Raw genomic sequence first — 18,133 nt, 5'->3', positions numbered from 1 at the left:
CATGACAACGAGCAACCGGAATGCTTCCCCGTTGAACTACCTCGACGGCCACCTCTCCGAGGCCGCTCGCCAGGCGCGTGCAATGACGGCCACCGAGGACATCCAGGCCGACGAACGCAACACGGTTCTATACAGCGGCAACTGGCAGGACAGCCACCCCCGACGCCTGCTCTACGATCCCGCTCTCGATGCCCGCGACAAGATCGCATGGATGGTGATCAAGGCCCACACGGACCCACAGTCCCCACGTAGATTTCCCAGCTATGACGACTTTGGCGCCGCCGGTGTGGGAAGCAAACCCACCATCGCCGTTTCCGTCGCCATGCTGCGCATTACCCGCTGGCTTTGTCTCTACGAGCGCGTGCGGGACGAGAAGGGTCGCTACCGGGGCAACGTCTACGCGCTCCACGACGAGCCCGTCAGCGTGGCGGAGGCCATGGAGCTCGACGAAGGGTATGTGGCCTTTCTCGAGAGCATGTGCCGACACAATCATCGCCGCGTCCGCCGCACCGCCCAGGCCGTTTTAGCGACCATCCAGGCAGAGCTGATCGCGGGCAGTGACATAACCGACGATCGTGGAGCGAAGACCCGCTTCGAGACACGGCTTGCCGGCATCCGCGGCCACGCTGGGGCGTTCGCGACCGGTGCGTACGGTGAGCTATTCCGCGAGCACCAGAACAATCTCTCCGGCGACAGCGGAGCCGAGGCTCAGCACCGGGTTAACCCAGTTAACCCGGAAGGGGATGCAGCCCAGGTTAAGCAGTTTAACCTGGACGAAAATAGCCAGGTTAAACACGTTAACTCGGAGGACAATTCTTTTTATTCAGAATCTTACAGCCAGGTTAAACAGCTTTACCCCTCGCGCGCGCGGAGTAGTAGTGGTAGTAGTAGTTACAACAACACAACAACGTCGAATCAAACCGCTCGCGAACGCGGCGAACCCGGTGACGAGCCACCTCTTCGCTACCCCACCGGCCTCAGCGGTGAACAGCAGCGACTGGCCCGCTTGTGCGTTGAGGGCTTGGAGCCGGAGCTCGCACAGCAAGTGTTCGACGAACTCGACGGATGTCTCAAAGACAGGTCAAGGGAGCCCATCCGGAACCCTATCCGGTATCTGACAGGACTGGCCCGGCGTGCCCGGGAAGGAGCCTTCATCCCTACGTACGCAGCCAATTTCCAGGCGACGGGACAGCGCGAGGCCTGCTCGGCTCAGGAACGTGGATCGACGGGAAGCACGCGGTCGCAGTTGAGCCGCGCCAGGGGAGCGGAGGACCTGGTTCAGATGCTCAAGGCCGCCGGCAGACCCGTTCCCCCGGAACTCGCTGCGCAGCTTCCGGAGGATTCATAGATGCTGGAATGGTGGTCTGTCCCATCAAGGGACGAAAACCACGCGATCCCGGAAAGCATTTCTCCGCCAATACTTCGGCAAGCGATTCCACGATCCCCGACCCAAGCTTGCCATCGCGGAGTGAGCACCATGTCCCAGGCAATCCGGGAAGACACTGGCGAACCCTTTCACAGTGAAGAACGGGCCGAGCTGGTCCGCGATGCGCTGGTGCGCGAGACCGGTTTGCGGTTTCGGGTAGTCGCGGTGGAAGGCGGTTACATCGTCGAGCAATACTCCCAGGGCGCAGCGGAGATGCCCACCGGCACGGCGGCCTCGGGCGGCACGGCCGACACGCATCCGGAAACGGTTGTTCTGCGACCAGCCGTACGCGGCCATATCGGCCTTGTCATGCAGGTGCTCATGGGCTTGCTCGGCCTGGCGACTGCCCCGGTCATCACCGATCAGGCTGCTGCGCTTCCGGAACCGCTCGGTCCGGCCGCTGGAAGCTGGTCACTCGATTCACCACCACTGGGGCCCATCAACGGTGTCGAAGCGGCCATCGCAACCGCCGCATCCGGGGTCGCGCTTATCTCGCTCCTACGGCTCCTGATCGCCGTGTACTACTACCGTTTTGAGCTGGGAAGACACGTCGTCACCGTCCATGAAGGCATCGTCGCCCGTTCCGTTCGGCACATGTACTACCGGAACGCGCGAATTCCGACCCTCAAACAGAACCTTGCCGAACGGCTCCTTGGTGTCGGTACGGTCACGCTCTCCTCGGCAGGAGGTGGCGACACGGGTGAGATCGATCTCGCCACCATTCGCCATCCAGCCAGGGTCAAAGACGAGATCCAGCGTCGCATCGAACAGGCGGTCGGATGAGTCCACCGGAGGGCACTGATGAACAACCAAGAAGTCGAGACGAACAACGGCGCCTCCGATCCGAACCATGCTGGCAAACGCCACCCCGGCGGATTGCGCGGCCAGGCAACCATGACGTTGCAGACGCGCCAAGCCCAAAAGCTCATGCGCGGGCGCACGCGTCGCGACAACAGCAACAAGCCGGCGATCATCGGGCTCACGCGGTTCGCCACCCTGATGCGCTGGGCGTGGCGTGCCGCCGAGTTCGACGATCCGTGGGCCGACTGGTTGCTGATTCGTGTCCATGACACGATCACGGAGAATCGCGATTCGCTGGCTGTCCTGCAACGGCAAATCGAAGAGCGCCTATCAGCGATGTCGAACGTCGAGATTGCCGTCGCGGAGAGCCTGGAACCACTGGAGATCCCGTTGAACTTCTCCACACCTTACGGGTTCTTAGGCGCCTACCTCGTGGCGGACTACGACAACTATGCGCGCGCTGTCCTGACCGCCCGCCACGTAGGGCTTCTCGGCCGTGATGACGCCGAACGCCAACTCCACCAAGGCGGGCACCTCGTTCGTAGCACCTTCCATATACCCGCTGGCTGGCGTTACCGGGCCCTCACGAGGGACAGTGTTCGCCGACAACCCCCCAAGGCCGTGGAAGTCGCTCAGATCATGGGCTGGCCACCGCAAGAGGTCGTCGACAAGATCACGCGTGCGCCCATTGCTCCTTCCATCCGCAAGCCATCAACCAACTCTGGCACGCGGGAAGAGGAACCGCAAGCGTAGCCTTTCAACATGGGCAGACACCTTCCAGATGCTCTCTGACGACGAACCAGTCTGTGGCCTTTAGCCAATGGTGGGTTGTCGGATTCAACACAACATGCAGGTAAGCGTCCGCTGAGCACCGTCTTGTCGCCGGGCCTCGACGATGCTTACGCGTTGATCTCGTCGGTGAACTCGCCGTGCTCGATCGCGGTTGCGACCGCCGCGTCGAGCCGCAGCAGGACGTCAGCGAGGGACTCGTCCGGACGGCGGCGGAGCATGGCGAGGGCGTTGTGGGGGTCGCTGGCGACGGCCACCTGGCCGACCGGATGCAGGTAGCCGATGTTGATGTCGCCATCGTCGGCAAGCAGCGCGTCGATGTTCGGCAGATCAAGCTCGGTGATGTGCGCCATCGACCCTCCTGGCGGATCAGGCCGCCCGGGCGTACTCGTGCTCGGTATCCAGCGCGATGTTCCAGGGCAGCAGCTCGTCGATGCGGTTGATCGGGTGCGTGCCGATGCGCTCGAGCACGGCCCGGAGGTAGGCGTAGGGATCGACGCCGTTCAGCCGGGCGGTTCCGATGAGGCTGTAGATCAGCGCCGCACTGTCCCCGCCCCGGTCGGAGCCGGCGAAGAGGTAGTTCTTGCGGCCGAGGGCGACGGTACGCAATGCGCGCTCGGCGGCGTTGTCTATCTCCACCCCGTCGTCATGGCGGTGGCGTGTCAGTGCCGACCAGCGCTCGAGCGCATAGCGCACCGCCACCGCGAAGGCGGACTTCGCAGAGACGCGCTGGAGTTTGTCGGTGAACCAGGTATACAGGGCATCCAGCACGGGTCCCGCCCGGGCCTGGCGCTCGGCCCGGCGGACATCCGGTGCCTTGCCCCGGATGTCGGCCTCGATCGCGTAGAGCGTCCCGATGCGCTCCAGCGCCTCGCGGGCGAGGGGCGAGCCGTTGCCCTGGTCGATGTCGTGGAACTTGCGGCGCACGTGCGCCCAGCAGGCTGCCTCCTGGACACGACCCGTGTCGTACAGCGGCCGGAAGCCGGCATAGCCGTCGGCCTGGAGGACACCGGTGAACGAGTGCAGGTGACGCTGAGGATGCACCCCCTTGCGATCCGGTGAGTAGCGGAACACCACCGCGGGCGGCGTCTCGCCGCCCGCGGCGCGCTCGTCGCGCACGTAGGTCCATAGCCGAGCGGTACGCGTCTGCCCGCGGCCCGGGGCGAGCACGGGCTCCGGCGTGTCATCGGCATGGACCGTGGCGCCGGCGAGGATGTGGCGCTGAAGCGCCTCACCGATTGGGGCGAGCAGTGTGCTGCTCGCGCCCACCCAGTCGGCCAGCGTGGAGCGCGTGAGCTCCACGCCCTCGCGGGCACAGATCGCCGACTGGCGGTACAGCGGCAGATGGTCGCAGTACTTCGCCACCAGCACCTGGGCGAGCAGCCCGGGGCCGGCGAGCCCGCGCTCGATGGGCCGCTCGGCGGCCGGGGCCTGGTTGATCGTGCCGCACTGCCCGCACCGGTGCTTGGGGCGGATGTGGCGGATGACCTTGAACGATGCCGGGACGTACTCCAGCACCTCGCTGACGTCCTCACCGAGATAGGTCAGCGCGCCGCCGCAGTCCGGGCAGGTGCAGGCCGCCGCGTGGAGGCGGTCTTCGCGGGGGAGATCGTCCGGCAACGCCTGGCGCGCCGGGCGGGCACTGGGTGAGGGCTTTGGCGATGCCGATGGCCTGGGCTGCTGGGCAGCCGCCTCGGCCTGCGCGGCCTCCATCTCCTCGATGGTGAGTTCGAGCTGGGCGATCTGCGCATCCAGCCGCTCCGAGGAGCGGCCGAACTGCTTGCGCTTGAGCCGGGCGAGCTCGAGCTTGAGCTTCTCCAGCTCGCAGTCACGGTGATGGAGCCGGCTGCGCAGCTCCGCCAACTCCGCACGGCTGGCTGCCAGTTCCGCCCGCAGGGCGGCGACGTCCTCGGGCGGTTCCGGGGTGTTGGCGGGCGTCGTCGGCATGCGCGCATTATACCGACGACCGCCCCGCGGGGCATCTCTCAGGCGGCGTGTTGCGGGTCGAACGTGCGCATCGGGATGCGCCAGTCGATGCCCTCCAGGAGCATCGCCAACTGTGCCGCGGTGAGGTAAACGGCCCCGTGCTTGAGGCGCGGCCAGACGAACCGGCCCCGCTCCAAGCGCTTGGCATACAGGCACAGTCCTTGGCCGTCCCACCACAGCACCTTAATGCGGTCCCCGCGCCGGCCACGGAACACGAAGATTTGCCCCGAGAACGGATCCTTGCTTAACCGGTGAGCGACCATCGCAGCCAGGCCATCGAAGCCCTTGCGCATATCGGTCACCCCCGCAACCAGATAGATGCGCGTGCCAGTCGGTGGCGCCATCATCGGCCCAAGACCTCCAGCGCCACACGCAGTGCCTCCCCGTCGGCGTCGCCGCGCACGAGCACTCGATGGCCGCCGCTCAAGGTGATCTCCAGCTCGCCATCACCCGGCCTCGGGGAACGCTGCGGCTCGGCCGCCGCAGCGACGTGCGTGTCGGCCACGCGGATGGGCACAAGTGCCGCCGCGCTTGTGCCCGTCGTCTCCTCCAGCAGACCTTCACGATAGAGCTTGCGCCACTTGAAGAGCTGGTTGGCGTTGACGTCGTGGCGGCGGGCGACCACCGATACCGAGGCGCCCTCGGCCAGCGTCTCCTCGACCACCCGCCGCTTGTAGCCGACCGTGAAACGCTGGCGCCTGTCGCCTACGGTGGCGCGAGTGTGTTCTTCGTTGGTGTCCACTTCGCCTCCAGGTCGACACCTATCCGGTGCCCACTTCACCCATGGAGGCGCGATCATCGGTCATCACGAATCTGACGGGAAGCCGGTACTCACCGGACGCTTACACATGCAATAGCGCCCCCATGAGTGTGTATCTCGGCATCCGGCAACCCTCCCGGACACCGAGTTACACATTCATGGGGACTCTGGTAACCGATCCACGAACCCCATCTGTTGAGCGGATTGTGGTTCCGGGACGCTGAGCGGGCGGTAGACAAGCTGTTCGTGCCTGTCCATCGTCCAGGCGGGCTACTGCAGGGGTGATTCCGACCGGGGCGTTTTCGGGAAAGGAGCCGCAGTCACCACGCGGTTGCGACCGCTTTCCTTGCCCTCGTAGAGAACGGCGTCGGCGCGCTCGATCCGATCCCGTATGCCTTTGTCCTCCTCCAAGCCTCCCACTCATCTGCAAGGCTTAGTGTCACGGAACCACAATCCGCTCAACAGATGGGGTTCGTGGATCGCTTACGGACTCTGCTCCGTCTCGCGCGTGATAGTGAAGGAACAATCAGCATGACCTGCTTGACTCTTGAACGCTTGATTCGGTCAATCGACCGTTTTCGCTAGACGCTCGAGATCGGCCAAAACCGCTTCCCGGTCATCGCTCTGGCGGATCAGCACCCGTGCCTCGCCGTTGGCGGCGAAACCGTAGATCCCCGCGCTGTGGGAGACGTCGTAGTCGCCGTTTTCGTCCTTGTCGCCGTAGCCGTAGGTGACGCGATAGCGCTTGCTCAGGCGGCGCAGCTGCTCCTGGGTGCCCGTTAGGCCCGTAATCGCCTCGTGGAAGTGCGCCGTGTAGCTGCGCAGCCGCTCCGCGTCGTCCCGATCCGGGTCGACGCTGACGAACAGTACCCGGATCCGCTCGCGGTCGGCCTCGGGCAGCTGCCCGAGCCAGCCGGCGATACGCGCCATGGTCGCCGGGCAGACATCCGGGCAGTGGGTGAAGCCGAAGAACATCAGCACGGCCTTGCCTTCGTACGCGTCGGCCGTGACCTCCCGGCCGTGCTCGTCGGTCAGGGTGAACTGCAGCTCCGGCATCAGCCGCGAGATGTCCTTGGTCTGCCAGTCCTGCCCGCCGCCGCAACCGGCAACAGTGAGCCCGCTCAGCAGCACCAGGGTGAGAATCCAGCGTGGCATGCGTTTCTTCGCGAATAACATGGACCTTGGCTTCATGCCGTCGAACCCGACGCGGCGGCATCCCGCCCCATGCGCTCGGCTTCCCGCTTCTCCTGCCTGAACATCTGGGACAGGACGATAAGCAAACCCAGCACGCTCATCATCGCCGAGGGAATCCAGGTAATCAGGCCGCCCAGCATGCGGTCTGTGTCGGTATCGATGGGCCAGGGACTCCCGCAGACCTCGTAGTACTCGTAGACCCCGGTGCCGTAGAAGAAGATATAGGCGCCCAGGACGATCTGAGGGAACGCCACCACCGCCACCACAATACAGCGTTTGCCGTACCCAATGCGGTGCTGTGCGGGATCCGGAGGATATGGGTTGAGCACCAGCCACCAGAACAGCAGCCCGTCCAGGGCCATGCTCCAGTTCATGATGCTGTACAGCCAGCCGCTGAGCATAGCATCGAAGTGGATGCTAGGCGTGAGCCACAAGTAAATCAAGCCGACAAAGAGAAAAGCGGCGACCACTGGCTGCTGCACGGCACCGTAAGCGCCGCGCACCGGTCCGCTGCGCCACACGGGCGTAATCAGATTGTCGCGCAGCCATGCCGGCGCCCCTTGGGCCAGCACCGGCAACGGGTTGGCAAGCACCAGCAGCATCGCCGCCACGTGGTGTAGCGCCAGGTGTTGGATGCGATGGATGAAGAACACGTACTGGGAGAAATAGTCGAATTGGGTCTGGCTGACTCCGTACATCAGACCCAAACCTACGAAAAACGCCGTATTTCTCCAGAAACCCGGCCCGCCGCCGCGACCAAGGCCTCTCAAATAAAGAAGAAAAACCAGCCCGCAGACCAGCGTAACCATAGGCTGCCACTGGTAAGGGGTGAGCGCATGAACAATATCGCTGGGTTCGGGCATATAGGGTTAGGCTGTGAGTTGATGAAGTTAATGTGCCACGTTAGCAGTCTACCGTTTGCACTATGACTAATGCTGATTTCTTATTTTCCAACCATTTTAAGATGAAGTCTTGTCAGAAAATAACGCGGGACCACGAACCTCATAAGAAAGTATGAGGGATAAAACATAGGCAGTCTTTACTTGATTTGATGTCATTCTATTAATCTCCTAATATCGGCAACGATGGCATTGACCGAGTCACTCGGGATTCCACCGACTCCACTGGCCGTAATTTTTAAACGGGCCCTGTCGTCGCGATCGAACACAAATACCGAGCCATTATGTTGGACGGTATAGTTACCTTCACGGTCGGACTCTCCATAGGAAAAAGTCGTGTAGTAACGACCCGTGAGTTCCCGGAGTGTCGATTGATCGGCAGTCATGCCCACGAACTGCTCGCCAAACGCGTCAGTATATTCCGCTAGGCGACTGGGGTTATCCCGCTGTGGATCAACGCTTACGAACAGTATGCGCACGTTCCCGCGCTGCGAAGGCGAGAGCTCTCTCAGGACTTGGCTTAGGCGACCGAGGGTGTTGGGGCATACGTCCGGACATGACGTAAACCCAAAAAATAATAGATTAACTTTCCCCGAAAAATCTTCTTCGGTAACAGTTTTCCCGGTCTCGGCAGTAAGTTCAAACTGAAGATCAGGAAATTGTCCAGTTACATCAGAAGTTTCCCATTCGGGTTGCTCATCGCATCCGAGCAGAAGAAGGATTAGGAAGAAGATCAGAGAAAAATAAAAAGGTGCAAACCGCCTAACTTTAATCATCCAGTCCTCCACGGCCTGTTGTTGCGTTTCGTACTACGAATGAAACGGTGTAGTTCGCACCGGATTCTGTGGCAAACGTTAGTTCTACTTCTCCACCAGGCTCGATATCTTTTTGCGAGCTTCTAAGCATCAGGTGATACCCACCGGGCGCGAACGTTGTCGTTTCGTTGGTCTGAATTTCCAGTGGCATGTCAACTGGTATCATCGAAATCGAGCCGTCGTTCTTTTGGATGGTTCTGTAAATTGAAACGGAGCCGAATGCCGAGCTGCGGGCTTCAGAAAAATTTAATGGCTTGTTGCCACTGTTGACTGCATGAAAGTATCCGTTCATTGGAACGCTGGCCGGCAGTCAACGGATCCATGCATCACGAAACTGTAATTGGGCTCCGGCTATGGCTATAGTACAAGTGGCGGCGAAGGTTAGCGCAATAAGTAGATAACGCATATCTGCTAGAGATCTCCCGTGGTAGTCGGAGTTTCTGAGTGGGCGTCTAGATTGGCGTAGGTCGATTTGGCGGCACCGTTCAGGACGGGTTCAAGGTTCCGTACATGGTTTCGAAATTCATCGAGGGTCTCGCCGGTCAACTTCTGACTGGGAGGGAGATCAAGGGTGCGGGGATTAACGGGGGCGCCGTCGCGCAGAACCTCATAGTGAAGGTTTGGTCCAGTGGCGGTGCCGCTCGCACCGACATAGCCGATCACTTGCCCCTGACGGACTTGATCTCCCGCGGTGAGTCCGTTCGCGTACCTGGAGAGGTGGGCGTACGCAGTCTCGAATTCGGGATCATGGCGTATACGTACGTACTTGCCGAAACTCCCGTAGCGGCTCGCTCGAACGACGCGACCGCTACCGGCCGCGACGACGGGAGTGCCATGGCGAGCGGCGAAGTCGAGTCCTTCATGCATGCGGGTATACCCGAGAATTGGATGGTCACGCTCGCCGAACAATGACGACAGTCGAGCGCCCTCGACGGGGGTTCGTGATAAGACCGTCTCCACGCTCACACCCGCGGAATTGTAAAAGGCGGAGTTGCCTCCGCCGGGGGCGAAGCGGTAGATTGCTATGCGCTCAGCCTGTTGGTCGATAGACGCAGCAAGCAGCTGGCCAGCGTGCCTTATTTCATTTCTTTCGTGTCGGAACATTTCGAAGACGAAGCTAAGCTCATCTCCCAAGCGGATGTCGCGCTGGAAATCCACGCGGTTACGCAATTGCCTGTACGCTTCGATGAGAATTTGAGTGGGTACGCCCGCAGCCATCGCGCTTTCATAAACGCCATCCTCAACGCGAAATCGCACGCTTTCGACTGTGCGTTGATGTGGTACGGATGTCTCCTGAACGTCCAAGGTGCCCTCGGCTGAGCGTGAGGCGATCACGCGGGTATCAACGGTTCGCCTTATGTGCAGGCGTTCAAGGCTAGGAGAATCTGTCGTTTCCGCTGAGCTTGACACTGCATAAGCGAGTGTCTGCCCAGGATGCAGATTTTCAGGATCCATAACACTGGCAAGTGCATCCACGATGCGCAGTGCCTCACCGGCCGACAGACCGGCTTTGCCCGTGAGAAGCCCCGTAAGTGTATCGCCAGATTGCACAGTAACCGTAGTCAGCTCGCTTGGACGAGACGGAAGATCGTTAGTTCCGCCGGCAGACCGTGGCCATGAGAATGGCGTGCTCGACAAGTCCCCCGCACTGGCAAGCGTTAGCCACAATGAACCCCCAGCGACCACGGAGGGAGGCTGCGGCGCTGGTGCTGCTTGGTTCGCCTGAGTAATGACTGCCGCACCAGCCAGCACCGCGAGCAGAGCAGCCAACGAGAAGAAAACTATGGGCAATCGGATCATAAGTCGCTTGGCATTCTCGGCAAGGTAGGGTTTTCAGCGAGAAGCTGATGCGAACGCGGAACGCTGAAAGGGAGAAAATGCATATGACATTCGGATACTACAGCCCCGGTCATAGATCCCGGAGCACGAGTCTTGCCTCCGTGACAACGGCCGCTGCCCCGCCGGAAGACAGGATTGCAGCAGCCGTATAAAGAGTGGTACCACGATGCACCAAGGCAAAGTGGCGCAGAATCCGGCCAGTCGCTGCGAACGCAAGCACGATGGTGTGTTCGTTGATGCATTAGCCGGTATTTCCGCTCTGTCCGCGCCTTTGATGGCCGGCGACTACAGGGATAGTGGCCACGTCATACGGGAGTTCAGGCTGCAATGTGACGTGCTCAATGCCGAAGTCTTCCCGCAACAACCGCTTCATCTTGTCGAGCTGTTCGGGCCACTCCGCAAGCCTGCGTGTGCGGACATGGGCTGCAATCGCGTAGCTGCCGGATGCGATGATCCAGATGTGCAAATCGTGCACACCGTCAATGCCCTCTACGCGAGCCATCCTCTCCCGGACCTCATCGAGGTCCACGTGCGGTGGAACGCCCTCCATAACCACATGGACCGCGTCGCGTAGCAGTCGCGAGGTAGAGATGAGAATCAGAGCGGAAATCAGCAACGACAGGATGGGGTCAATCGGTGTCCAACCAGTCAGGGCAATAACGACACCGCTGGCCAAGGCAGCCACGGAGCCCAGCAGGTCTCCGAGCACGTGGAGGATTGCGCCACGCGTGTTGAGGTTCTGCTCACCACCATGCAGCACTTTGAGCACAATGAAATTCAGTGCAAGGCCAATGGCTCCGACCACCAGTACGGTTTCGCCTTGCACGGGTACAGGTTCGATGAAGCGCTGAACCGCCTCGTAGCCGATCCAGGCAACCACCACGAGCATGAAGCCGGCATTGACCAAAGCTCCGATGACCTCGGCTCGTTGTAGCCCGAAGCTATGTCGCTTAGTCGGAGGTTGTTGGCTCAGGCGATATGCGAGCGCACCGAGGCCCAACGCCATTGAATCGGTAATCATGTGCCCGGCGTCGCCAATCAATGCAAGCGAACCAGACAACCAGCCCGCTATAATCTCGACGACCGCGAAGGTGGCAGTCAGGACGAGGCCGGTCACGAGCGCCCGACCGCCCGAGTGCTGGTGGTGGGAATGATGCTCGTGGCTATGGCCGCCGTATTCGCGCCCAGAGTGCGCCTGCGTCATGATGAAAATGACTCCCCAATCCGACAAAGCAACCGCCGGCGTGAAGCCGGCAATGAAAGGGGTTCAGGCGATGGGCGGCGGCGTGTTGGGGGCTGAGTCGAGGCTTGTCAGACGCTGGCGAAAAATTGCGAAGACTACTTGTCCAGCAAGAAGGTCTTGAAAGTCGAGGGAAGTGTAAACCGGAGCAAACAGGTGCGACGTTGCGTGGCAGAGGTGCGCAGCTGACTCGGGGCTCGATGGCTGAGCCCCGGCCTCCGGCGTCTGCATGCTCGCTTCTCCATCACTGTGAGAAGCCACCTCGATGCTGGCTACCGCTGAATGAGCGGTGACTGACAGCGCTATGAGGACTAGCAGGATTCGAGCGGCGACCTTCATAGAGCAGGAGAGTAGGACGATTGCGCGTGTTTGTCTACTCATGCACCTACGTCTGATACTCGTGATCGATGAGTTAGTGTAGACAATCTAGATTAGCTATTGCTAATCTATAAAGCAAGATGACGATCAAATGTGGATGGGGACGTCCATGAACATACCATCACTCACTCGCCGCGCTCTCCTGCGGGGCGGGCTCGGCAGTGGAGCAGCTGCACTGCTGGGCCTTTCGAGCGCGCGCTTCGGCTCCTTAGCGGGTGTGGCTCATACTCAGCAGGGCGGGAAGCACGGTTCAGGAGACTCCCGCACCGACGGAATGACCACCGTGGGTGAAGTGAACCACGAGCGCAACGGCTTTGACCCGGGCGAGGTTCTCAATGACTGGGATATCGGCGAGGTGAGCGAGCTGCCAGACGGCCGGCATCTGCGTGAGTACACCATCACGGCGGTCGACAAGGAAATCGAGATCGCGCCCGGAATCTTCTTCCCGGCCTGGACATACGAAGGTCGCGTGCCGGGGCCCACCCTGCGCGCCACCGAAGGCGACCGCATCCGTGTCCGCTTTACCAACGCCGGCAGTCATTCGCATACGATGCACTTCCACGGAATCCACTCGGCACGAATGGACGGCGTACCGGGCGCGGGGCAGGTCGCGCCGGGAGAAACGTTCACATACGAGTTTGATGCCGAACCCTTCGGCTGCCACCTGTATCACTGCCACTCGGTCCCGCTAAAGCGCCACATCCACAAGGGTCTCTACGGTGCCTTCATCGTCGACCCGGACCCGAAGCGCCATCCGGAGCAGGCGGACGTTGCGCAATCGCGGTTGCTCGGCAGCGAGGAAAACCGCCGCTGGCAGGAGTTCGTCATGGTTATGAATGGCTTTGACACGAACTTCGACGAAGAAAACGAAGTCTACGCTGTCAACACGATCGCCCATGCGTATGCGAATCGACCGATTCGTATCGAGCGGAGTCGCCCTGTGCGGCTCTACCTAATCAATGTCACCGAGTTCGACCCGGTGAACTCGCTGCACTTGCACGCCAACTTCTTCGACTACTACGACCATGGCACCACCCTGACGCCCACGTTGAGGACGGTGGACACAGTGATGCAGTGCCAAGCGCAGCGCGGGATCCTGGAGTTCTCCTTCTCCGATCACGAGCCCGGGTTGTACATGTTCCACGCCCACCAGAGCGAGTTCGTGGAGCTTGGTTGGATGAGCTTTTTCGAGGTGGTGTGATGAGCCTGCGCTTCTGGTCCTCCCTACTGTTGCCTCTGCTGCTTCTCGGCGGGGCCATTGCTGGCTTCCTTGCCACCAATCCCCTCGCGCTACTCGGCGTTTCGCCACCACCCACCGAAGCGCTCACTGTCGAGCGCACCGTGCTGAACGACGAGGGGATATCTCTCAAGGTGCGCGCAGGAGGATCGGACCCGATGCGTATTGCACAGGTCCAGGTGGACGGCGCCTACTGGACGTTCACCCAGGAGCCCGCTGGCCCGATGGGCCGCGGTGAAAGTGCATGGATCCGTATTCCTTATCCCTGGGTTGAGGACGAACTCCACGAAATTACTTTCGTCACCAATACCGGCATCACCTTTAACCATACCATCGAAGTGGCCACGGCGACCCCGCAGGGCACAGTGCGCCAGGTGCTCGGCTACGGCCTGCTCGGTCTCTACGTGGGTGTGCTCCCGGTAGCGCTCGGCGTATGCTTTCGCCCGGCGCTACAACGTGCCGGGCGGCGAGGTTTTCAGTTTGCGCTGGCGTTGACCCTGGGCCTGCTCACCTTCCTGCTGGTGGACACGCTGGTAGAGGGGCTGAAACTCGGAGAGCGTGCTGCATCGCTGTTCCAGGGCACGGCCATGGTTTGGCTTGCCGCACTCGTGGCATTCCTTGGCCTTGTCGCGTTGGGGCGGCGCCACGGCAGACCGCCTGAAGGGCGAGCACTGGCTTGGTACATCGCGCTTGGGATTGGCTTGCACAACCTGGGCGAGGGCCTCGCAATCGGTGGTTCGTTCGCTGCAGGCGCGGCTGCCCTTGGAACTTTCCTGGTTATCGGCTTCACCCTGCACAATCTCACCGAGGGTATCGGCATTTCTGCGCCGCTGACCAACGAGCGGGTGCCGGCGTGGGTATGGATCGGACTCGTGGCAGTCGCCGGTCTGCCAGCCGTACTCGGGGTCTGGATTGGGGCATACGCCTTTGCGCCACACTGGTCGGCGCTTTTCCTTGGTCTCGGCGTTGGCGCAATTCTCCAGGTGCTATTCGAGGTCGGAGATCATCTGCGCCGGACTACTATGGCCGCGGACCGAGGAGCGGTTCTTTCGGCGACCTCCGTGGGCGGATTTGCGGCGGGGGTGGCGGTAATGTACGCGACCGCGTTCCTCGTCCAAGTCTAAGCCGCCCCGCGACACCCGCTGCCCGCGCTGCATCTGCAAGATTCCGTCTGCGTAGGGCCGTTGCAGATTTGTTATCCACTACTTGTCGGGGCCTCGCTGGCCGCTGGGAGTATGACGCAACGGGCAGGCATTCTGTGCCGACAGGTCGTAATATTTGTCGGCGCGATACCGTTGAATATCACCGATTCCATGCCCGGCCTTATACGCCCAGTTGAGGCCACCTTGCGCGCATTGTGATTCTGGGTACAACCATAGGAAGTCACATTGGTCCGGGATTGGGCATGGGCTTGCGAGGCAGCCAGGAGAGGAAGACGACCATCCCGAAGAGTTCCATCAGGGTCTGAAAGACAATCACGACAACCGCCGTCTCCCAGCCATCCGGAAGAGCTACGGCAGTTTCAAGCACCACGAAGGAGTCGCGGGTGCCAAAGCTAAACGTGAGGATGCGCGCGGGGGTGCGCCAGGCGGAATAGCCAATCATAGCGTCGGAGTGTCCACGGTGCTGGGGAAGTCCAGGATGCACTGGGAGGACGGTCAGGTCCGGTGCGTCGACGACGTGGCAGAGCCGGGATTGCTCGCTGTTTCTTCACCGGTCACGAAAAGTGCCTCAAGCATTGAGCAATCCGGCGTTTCTGCGCCGGTGCATCGGCCGACCAGATCGGCCAGGGCGTTCTCCACACGGCGCAGATCAGCGATCTTGCCCCGCACCGCATCCAGATGCTCCTGGCCCAGGGCCTGCACCTCGGCGCAGGTATAGGTGCCACCATCGGTCATTCGCAACAGGGCGCGGACTTCATCCAGCGAAAAGCCCAGGTCACGCATCCGCCGGATGAACAGCAGGCGACGGCGGTGGCTGTCGTCATAGATACGGTAGTTGTTCGATGCCCGCGCCGCCGGCGGCAGGATGCCGATGCGTTCGTAGTAGCGAATGGTCTCCACCTGGCAGCCCGTGTCATTTGCTAACTGGCCGATACGTAGTTTCACGGATGGCTCCCTCGTTGACCTTATAGCGACTACAGGGTCTATGGTTCTGTCATTCCAGTCAACGAGACGGCTATTGGAATCCATGACAAAGCACGAACTGGCAGTTACCGGCATGACCTGCGAGAGCTGCGCCATGAAGGTGCAAACCGGCCTCGAGCAGGTGCACGCCGACGGATATGACGCTGCGTTTATCGATGGCACCGATGAAACGCCGGTCCGGAGGAATACCTCCGGCCAGACCCATGTCGCCATTATCGGCAGTGGCGGCGCCGCGTTCGCCGCGGCCATCCGTGCCGCCGAGGAGGGCGCCCGGGTGACCATGATCGAGGCGGGCGCCATCGGCGGCACGTGCGTGAACGTCGGCTGCGTCCCCTCGAAGATCACGCTGCGGGCCGCGGAGCTCCACCACCGTCGGGCCCATCACCCGTTCGACGGCGTTCCCCGCGATGCCGGCCCGGTGGATCGCACCGCCCTGCTCGCCCAGGTCCGCGGCCGTGTCGAGGAGCTGCGCCAGTCCAAGTACGAGGGCATTCTGGATGATGAGCCGGCCATCGACTTTCTCGCTGGCTGGGCCCGCTTCGAGGACGCAGGCACGCTGGCCGTGGAAGAGCCCTCGGGCGCGGTGCAGCGCCTGCAACCGGACCGCATCCTGATCGCCACGGGCGCCTCGCCGGCCCTGCCCCCGATCGACGGTCTCGCCGGGACGCCCTACTGGACGTCCACCGAGGCGCTGCTCACCGACGAGATCCCGGGACACCTGGTGGTCCTTGGCGGCTCGTTCGTGGCGCTGGAGACCGCCCAGGCCTATCGGCGGCTCGGCAGCGAGGTCACGGTCCTTGCCCGGAGCACGCTGCTCAGCCGCGATGACCCGGAGGTGGGCACCGCCTTGCAGGCGGCGCTGGAGGATGAGGGGATTCGCGTGCTCACGCACACCACTCCGCAGCGGGTCGACCATGACGGCGCGCACTTCCGGGTCACCCTCGACGGCGAAACCCTCATGGGCGAGCGGCTCCTTGTCGCCACCGGCCGGCAACCGAATACGCAGACGCTGCACCTGGATTCAGCCGGAATCGAGACCTCGGGTGACGGAGCCATCGCAGTGGACAGCCACCTGCGCACCTCCGCCCCGGGCGTTTTCGCCGCGGGCGACTGCACAACGATGCCGCAGCTGGTCTACGTAGCCGCGGCGGCCGGAACGCGGGCCGCCGTCAACATGACCGGCGGCGACGCGGAGCTGGATCTGTCGGTGGTGCCCGCGGTGGTGTTCACCGACCCCCAGGTGGCAACCGTCGGGCTGGCGGAACGCGAGGCCGAGCACCACGGCATCACGCCGGATACCCGCCGCGTCGACCTGGAGCACGTCCCCCGCGCCCTGGCCAACTTTGACACCCGTGGGTTCATCAAGCTGGTCGCGGAAGCCGGTACCGGTCGACTCATCGGTGCGCAGATCGTGGCCCACAACGGCGGCGAGATCGTCCAGACAGCGGCGCTGGCCATCCGCAGCCGCATGACCGTGGAGAGCCTGGCGAACGAGCTGTTCCCGTACCTGACCATGAGTGAGGGCATCAAGCTCTGCGCCCAGACCTTCTCGAAGGACGTGGCCAGATTGTCGTGCTGTGCGGGGTGAGCTTATCGGTATCTATCGGAGGAAAGCGCAATGCTAGGCAGCATGCTAGACGCAGTAACCCGTCTGGGTGACAGGTTCGGCTTCGGGGCCACGTTGGTTGCCGGAGCGGGTTGTTCGGTGTGTTTCCCGGCGCTGGCCGGCGTTGGGGTCGCCCTTGGCCTGGGCTTTCTCAGTCCGTTGGAGGGTGCGCTGGTCAACGCGGTGATTCCGGCGATCGCGGTGCTGCTGGTGGTGATCAATGTCCTGGGATACTTCAAGCACCGGCAGTGGCACCGCCTGGCGCTCGGCCTCGCTGGTCCTGTCCTGATCCTCATCGGTGCGATCACCATGAGCGAGCTGTTCTTCTATCCAGGGCTTGCCGCGGTACTCGGCGTATCCATCTGGGACATGCTCTCCAGCCGCAACAAGCAATGTGCGACATAGAGACGCCGCTCAAGGGAGGGAGCCGCCTGACGGGGGATGACAGCATCTCGCATGTGAAGGCCCATTACAGTCGTGTTGCCCCGCTTCACAGTCTGGCCGACCTACCATTCGAGTGGGCACCCCCTCGACAGCTGCGACGGCTCTTGCGCGCGGGCCTTACGGAAGATGTTTTTGAGGCAGGCGTTGGCACTGGACGCAACCTGGCCTATTACCCGAACGGGTTCAGATCACGGGGTTCGACTTGAACTCTGCCCTGCTTGCCCGCGCACAGAGCCGTTCCCTCCCCGCCGGCATGAGGGTGCAACTGCACCGGGCCTACATCACGACCGCGAGCTCCCCGTCGGGCACCTTTGACGCCTTTGTGTCCAGCTTCACGTTGTGTGTTCTGCCACCCGAGCAACGTGGACCGCCACTGGCCGAGACGGCACACCGATGCCGCAGCGGCCGAGATCTCCGCCCGATGGAATAACAACGCTCGCATATCAGCCCGATGTTCGCTGCAGCCGCCATGAGTCTGAGCTCCGTTTCGGTTATCGGCAATGCGTTACGCCTGCGCATGGCCAAGCTCTAACGGACCCCTGACACCTTTGCCCCATCCCGGCAGTACGGAT

20 protein-coding genes are annotated in these 18,133 nt (G+C 62.1%); 8 read left to right on the top strand and 12 right to left on the bottom strand.

Features of this window, described 5'->3' with window-relative positions:
• The first annotated feature begins 1 nt into the window (after position 1).
• The 3 genes from QWY84_RS15950 to QWY84_RS15940 all read left to right on the top strand — a co-directional run bounded on the left by QWY84_RS15950 (position 2) and on the right by QWY84_RS15940 (position 2,980).
• Complete coding sequence (locus tag QWY84_RS15950; protein WP_290203892.1) at positions 2 to 1,348, top strand: STY4528 family pathogenicity island replication protein; 1,347 nt, start codon at positions 2 to 4, stop codon at positions 1,346 to 1,348.
• A gap of 129 nt (positions 1,349 to 1,477) precedes the next feature.
• On the top strand, positions 1,478 to 2,209 hold the full coding sequence (locus QWY84_RS15945) for a PH domain-containing protein (protein WP_290203891.1): 732 nt from the start codon (positions 1,478 to 1,480) through the stop codon (positions 2,207 to 2,209).
• An 18-nt stretch (positions 2,210 to 2,227) separates the two neighbouring features.
• Positions 2,228 to 2,980, top strand: coding sequence for a PFL_4669 family integrating conjugative element protein (locus QWY84_RS15940; protein WP_290203890.1), 753 nt, complete (start codon positions 2,228 to 2,230; stop codon positions 2,978 to 2,980).
• Positions 2,981 to 3,126: 146 nt separating this feature from the next.
• Here QWY84_RS15940 and QWY84_RS15935 read toward each other — a convergent pair whose 3' ends face one another.
• The 10 genes from QWY84_RS15935 to QWY84_RS15890 form a co-directional block, all read right to left on the bottom strand.
• The gene (locus QWY84_RS15935; RefSeq protein WP_290203889.1) at positions 3,127 to 3,369 is read right to left on the bottom strand and encodes a hypothetical protein; all 243 of its coding nucleotides are present in this window, start codon (positions 3,367 to 3,369) and stop codon (positions 3,127 to 3,129) included.
• 16 nt (positions 3,370 to 3,385) lie between these two features.
• Positions 3,386 to 4,963 carry an IS66 family transposase gene (gene tnpC / locus QWY84_RS15930; RefSeq protein ID WP_290203888.1) on the bottom strand — a complete coding sequence of 526 codons (1,578 nt, stop codon included), beginning with the start codon at positions 4,961 to 4,963 and terminating at the stop codon, positions 3,386 to 3,388.
• 38 nt (positions 4,964 to 5,001) lie between these two features.
• Positions 5,002 to 5,349 (bottom strand): IS66 family insertion sequence element accessory protein TnpB, encoded by a 348-nt coding sequence (gene tnpB, locus QWY84_RS15925; RefSeq protein WP_290203887.1) that lies wholly within the window; start codon positions 5,347 to 5,349, stop codon positions 5,002 to 5,004.
• Positions 5,346 to 5,744 (bottom strand): IS66-like element accessory protein TnpA, encoded by a 399-nt coding sequence (gene tnpA, locus QWY84_RS20180; RefSeq protein WP_435372994.1) that lies wholly within the window; start codon positions 5,742 to 5,744, stop codon positions 5,346 to 5,348. The genes tnpB and tnpA overlap by 4 nt, the downstream gene beginning before the upstream one ends.
• Positions 5,745 to 6,326: 582 nt before the next feature.
• Positions 6,327 to 6,917, bottom strand: a complete 591-nt coding sequence (locus tag QWY84_RS15915; RefSeq protein ID WP_290203886.1) for an SCO family protein — start codon at positions 6,915 to 6,917, stop codon at positions 6,327 to 6,329.
• A 32-nt stretch (positions 6,918 to 6,949) separates the two neighbouring features.
• The gene (locus QWY84_RS15910) at positions 6,950 to 7,819 is read right to left on the bottom strand and encodes a cytochrome c oxidase assembly protein (RefSeq protein ID WP_290203885.1); all 870 of its coding nucleotides are present in this window, start codon (positions 7,817 to 7,819) and stop codon (positions 6,950 to 6,952) included.
• 191 nt (positions 7,820 to 8,010) lie between these two features.
• Positions 8,011 to 8,631 carry an SCO family protein gene (locus tag QWY84_RS15905; protein ID WP_290203884.1) on the bottom strand — a complete coding sequence of 207 codons (621 nt, stop codon included), beginning with the start codon at positions 8,629 to 8,631 and terminating at the stop codon, positions 8,011 to 8,013.
• Positions 8,624 to 8,962, bottom strand: a complete 339-nt coding sequence (locus QWY84_RS15900) for a copper chaperone PCu(A)C (protein WP_290203883.1) — start codon at positions 8,960 to 8,962, stop codon at positions 8,624 to 8,626. Before QWY84_RS15900 ends, QWY84_RS15905 begins: the two co-directional genes overlap by 8 nt.
• 119 nt (positions 8,963 to 9,081) lie before the next feature.
• Positions 9,082 to 9,975, bottom strand: a complete 894-nt coding sequence (locus QWY84_RS15895; protein ID WP_290203882.1) for a M23 family metallopeptidase — start codon at positions 9,973 to 9,975, stop codon at positions 9,082 to 9,084.
• A 775-nt stretch (positions 9,976 to 10,750) separates the two neighbouring features.
• Entirely contained in the window at positions 10,751 to 11,713 is a 963-nt protein-coding gene (locus tag QWY84_RS15890) for a cation diffusion facilitator family transporter (RefSeq protein ID WP_290203881.1), read from the bottom strand.
• Between the two features lie 697 nt (positions 11,714 to 12,410).
• Here QWY84_RS15890 and QWY84_RS15885 point away from each other — a divergent pair.
• Positions 12,411 to 13,328, top strand: coding sequence for a multicopper oxidase domain-containing protein (locus QWY84_RS15885; RefSeq protein ID WP_290203880.1), 918 nt, complete (start codon positions 12,411 to 12,413; stop codon positions 13,326 to 13,328).
• Positions 13,328 to 14,488: a ZIP family metal transporter gene (locus QWY84_RS15880; RefSeq protein ID WP_290203879.1), complete on the top strand. Its 1,161-nt coding sequence runs from the start codon at positions 13,328 to 13,330 to the stop codon at positions 14,486 to 14,488. The genes QWY84_RS15885 and QWY84_RS15880 overlap by 1 nt, the downstream gene beginning before the upstream one ends.
• A gap of 259 nt (positions 14,489 to 14,747) precedes the next feature.
• On the opposite strand, the gene QWY84_RS15875 is transcribed toward QWY84_RS15880, so the two are convergent.
• Positions 14,748 to 14,969, bottom strand: a complete 222-nt coding sequence (locus QWY84_RS15875; protein WP_435372993.1) for a hypothetical protein — start codon at positions 14,967 to 14,969, stop codon at positions 14,748 to 14,750.
• 53 nt (positions 14,970 to 15,022) lie between these two features.
• Positions 15,023 to 15,472, bottom strand: a complete 450-nt coding sequence (locus QWY84_RS15870; protein WP_290203878.1) for a MerR family transcriptional regulator — start codon at positions 15,470 to 15,472, stop codon at positions 15,023 to 15,025.
• Between the two features lie 82 nt (positions 15,473 to 15,554).
• On the opposite strand from QWY84_RS15870, the gene merA reads away from it, so the two are divergent.
• The 3 genes from merA (at position 15,555) to QWY84_RS20130 (ending at position 17,991) form a co-directional block, all read left to right on the top strand.
• The gene (merA, locus tag QWY84_RS15865; RefSeq protein ID WP_290203877.1) at positions 15,555 to 17,099 is read left to right on the top strand and encodes a mercury(II) reductase; all 1,545 of its coding nucleotides are present in this window, start codon (positions 15,555 to 15,557) and stop codon (positions 17,097 to 17,099) included.
• A gap of 30 nt (positions 17,100 to 17,129) precedes the next feature.
• Positions 17,130 to 17,522: a MerC family mercury resistance protein gene (locus tag QWY84_RS15860; RefSeq protein ID WP_290203876.1), complete on the top strand. Its 393-nt coding sequence runs from the start codon at positions 17,130 to 17,132 to the stop codon at positions 17,520 to 17,522.
• Positions 17,523 to 17,748: 226 nt separating this feature from the next.
• The gene (locus tag QWY84_RS20130) at positions 17,749 to 17,991 is read left to right on the top strand and encodes a class I SAM-dependent methyltransferase (protein ID WP_353959907.1); all 243 of its coding nucleotides are present in this window, start codon (positions 17,749 to 17,751) and stop codon (positions 17,989 to 17,991) included.
• Positions 17,992 to 18,133 lie beyond the last annotated feature (142 nt).

The organism is Aquisalimonas lutea (assembly GCF_030409225.1).
Taxonomy (GTDB): Bacteria; Pseudomonadota; Gammaproteobacteria; order Nitrococcales; family Aquisalimonadaceae; genus Aquisalimonas; species Aquisalimonas lutea.
This window is presented reverse-complemented; position numbering and strand designations above follow the sequence as displayed.